Origin of the sequence: Flavobacterium sp. (genome assembly GCF_039932285.1) — a bacterium.
Lineage (GTDB): Bacteria > Bacteroidota > Bacteroidia > Flavobacteriales > Flavobacteriaceae > Flavobacterium.
Window position 1 is genome coordinate 1 of sequence record NZ_JBDTQE010000123.1, and the last position, 2,848, is coordinate 2,848.

Annotated in this window: 4 protein-coding genes; 3 read left to right on the forward strand and 1 reads right to left on the reverse strand. The window is 30.8% G+C overall.

The window, feature by feature from the left end; genetic code table 11:
- The 3 genes from ABI549_RS13615 to ABI549_RS13625 all read left to right on the forward strand — a co-directional run.
- Positions 1 to 187, forward strand: a 187-nt coding sequence (locus ABI549_RS13615) for a hypothetical protein (protein WP_348077000.1), incomplete at its 5' end; no start/stop codon positions are given.
- 3 nt (positions 188 to 190) lie between these two features.
- Positions 191 to 736: a PepSY-associated TM helix domain-containing protein gene (locus tag ABI549_RS13620; protein ID WP_348077001.1), complete on the forward strand. Its 546-nt coding sequence runs from the start codon at positions 191 to 193 to the stop codon at positions 734 to 736.
- Between the two features lie 159 nt (positions 737 to 895).
- Positions 896 to 1,732 carry an alpha/beta hydrolase gene (locus tag ABI549_RS13625; RefSeq protein WP_348077002.1) on the forward strand — a complete coding sequence of 279 codons (837 nt, stop codon included), beginning with the start codon at positions 896 to 898 and terminating at the stop codon, positions 1,730 to 1,732.
- Positions 1,733 to 1,795: 63 nt separating this feature from the next.
- On the opposite strand, the gene pepD is transcribed toward ABI549_RS13625, so the two are convergent.
- A partial coding sequence (gene pepD, locus ABI549_RS13630; RefSeq protein ID WP_348077003.1) for a beta-Ala-His dipeptidase occupies positions 1,796 to 2,848 on the reverse strand: 1,053 nt, incomplete at its 5' end.

Sequence of the window (2,848 nt, forward strand, 5' to 3'; positions counted from 1 at the left end):
TAGAGAAATTCCGATTCATGGTTATACTACAATAGATTTATCAGCAGGTTATACATGGAAACAATTTTCAATATTATGCAAATTATCTAATGTGACCAATGAATTAAACTATACAATTCATGAAAATTATAGTGTAAATCCAATAGCTCCAAGACAAGTAATGACAAGTATAAAATATAAATTTTAAAAAATGAAACAAATTAAAGCAAGAAACCTGCACAGAGACCTAGGCTATTTTTATATAGGATTAATTATTTCTTTTGCCTTCTCTGGAATATTAATGAACCATCGTGACAGTTGGCATCCAGATAAGTATGTAGTAGAAACCAAAGCTATTTTTGTAAAACTTCCAGCAGAAGAAAATATTAATGAAAAGTATGCAGAAGAATTAGGTAAAACATTAGGTATTGATGACAAAATGCGTCGTCATAATGTAAAAAAAGGAACATTTAAAATATCTTTTGAAAAACATGATGTCGAAATCGATATGAAAACAGGAAAAGGCGAAATCGTTTCGTTTATAAAAACGCCAATTATTAGCTCTATGATGAAGTTGCATAAAAACACTTCAAACTGGTGGATTTATTACGGTGATATTTTCGGGATTTCATTAATAGTAATTGCTATAACAGGAACATTAATGATTCCAGCAGGAAAATTCACTTTCAAACGACGTGGTTGGAAATTGGCTTTGGCTGGATTAATAGTTCCGTTGTTGATATTGTTATTTGTTTAAAGTTAGAAAGCTCCAATATAAATTGGAGCTTTTTTTATCTTCTTGAATTGAAGTAAGTTTCTAAATTATCACAATTCGATAAATCTTAAAAATAATTTGTATCACAAAACGAAACCTTCAAAAAAATCGTATATTCAATAGATAACAAAAAATAACACTATGCGTTTACTAAAAATTATTCTACCTCTATTTATGGTTCTTTCAATAACAAGCTGTGCAACAAAAAAATATAAAAATGTATCTTATTTAGAATCTGAAAATTTAAATAAAAAACAACCAACATTAAATATTTTTACACCAAGAAGTTCAAAAAAAATAAATAATCAGGTTTTATTATTTGTTCATGGAGGGAATTGGAATTCTGGAGACAAAAAAATATATGGTTTTCTGGGAAAAAACTTTGCTAAAAAAGGAATAACAACTGTAATTGTTGGCTACACTTTGAGTCCCGAAGCTAACTATAACGATATGGCAATACAAGTTTCTAAAGCTGTTGAATGGACAAAAGATAATATTTCAAAATATAAAGGCAATCCGAATGAGATTTTTTTAACTGGGCATTCTGCTGGCGGGCATTTGGTCGCTTTAGTTGGTACAAATCCTAAATATTTAAAAGATAATTCTATAATTAAAGGAATAATTCTGAATGATGCTGCTGGTTTAGATATGAAGCATTATCTAGAAGAATTTCCTCCTACTCAGGAAGATGATTATTTAGCTACTTGGACAGCCAATCCTGAAACTTGGAAAGATGCTTCACCGATTTACTTTTTAGATAAAAATACACCACGATTTATGATTTATACTGGTGGTACTAAAACATACGAAAGTATTCAAGTTACTAATGAACGATTTTTGAAAGAATTGCATAAATTTCAACCTAATGTGAAGCCAATAATTTTAGATAAAAAACATATTCCAATGATTTTGCAATACTTTTTTCCTTGGAGTAAAAGATATAATGAGGTTATAGATTTCATGAAAAATAAAGATTAGATTTCTGAAAATAAAAAACTCGTTTATTGCTAAACGAGTTTTCAATTCATATTAATTTGTTATTTAATTCTTCACAGGAATATTCTCCAAAATCTCCAATACAAATTTATAAAATTTCTGAGAAGATTTTATTGATGCTCTTTCGTCTGGAGAGTGTGCGCCGTGTATTGTTGGTCCAAAAGAAATCATGTCCATGTCTGGATAATTTGTTCCTAGAATTCCACATTCTAAACCTGCGTGACAAGCTACAACTTTTGGTTTTTCGTTGTTTTGTTTTTCGTAAATTTTAACTAATAAATCAAGAATTTCCGATTTTACATTAGGTGTCCAACCTGGATAAGAACCCGCAAGATTTACTTCGCAACCACACAATTCGAAAGCAGAACGCAAAGCATTTGCTAAATCAAATTTTGATGTTTCTACCGATGAACGAGTTAAACAGCCAATCGTAATTTCACCCTCTTTTATAATAACTCTAGCTACATTATTAGAAGTTTCTACAAGGTCCTCCATATCTGCACTCATTCTGTACACGCCATTGTGAGCAGTATAAATAGAACGAATAATTCCTTCTTGAACTCCTAAATCCATTACTTTACTAGGTAAATCGCTTTTTACAATTTCGATAGTAAGATTTGGTTCAGTAGTTTTGAATTCGGTTTTTATATCTCCAATAATTTCTTGCATGTCAAATGCAAAAGCTTCATCATACATTCCTGCAACGATTACTTTAGCAACACTTTCACGAGGAATTGCATTTCGCAAACTTCCACCGTTTATTTCGGCAACTTGTAATCCAAAATTTTCAAATCCGTCAAATAACAAACGGTTCATTATTTTATTGGCATTACCTAAACCTTTGTGAATATCCATTCCTGAATGTCCACCATTTAAACCTTTAACAGTAATAGTGTATCCTACAGATCCTTCTGGAGTTTCTTCTTCGTTATAAGAACGAGTAGCAGTTACATCAATTCCACCTGCACAACCTATGTCTATTTCGTCATCTTCTTCGGTATCCATATTCAAAAGAATATCACCACGAAGAATGCCTCCTTTTAGGTTTAAAGCACCCGTCATTCCAGTTTCTTCATCAATAGTAAACAAAGCTTCAAT

Bases quoted from the DNA above. Each gene is read 5' to 3' on its own strand.
- ABI549_RS13620 (WP_348077001.1), top strand. From the start codon at position 191: ATGAAACAAATTAAAGCAAGAAACCTGCACAGAGACCTAGGCTATTTT.
- ABI549_RS13625 (WP_348077002.1), top strand. From the start codon at position 896: ATGCGTTTACTAAAAATTATTCTACCTCTATTTATGGTTCTTTCAATA.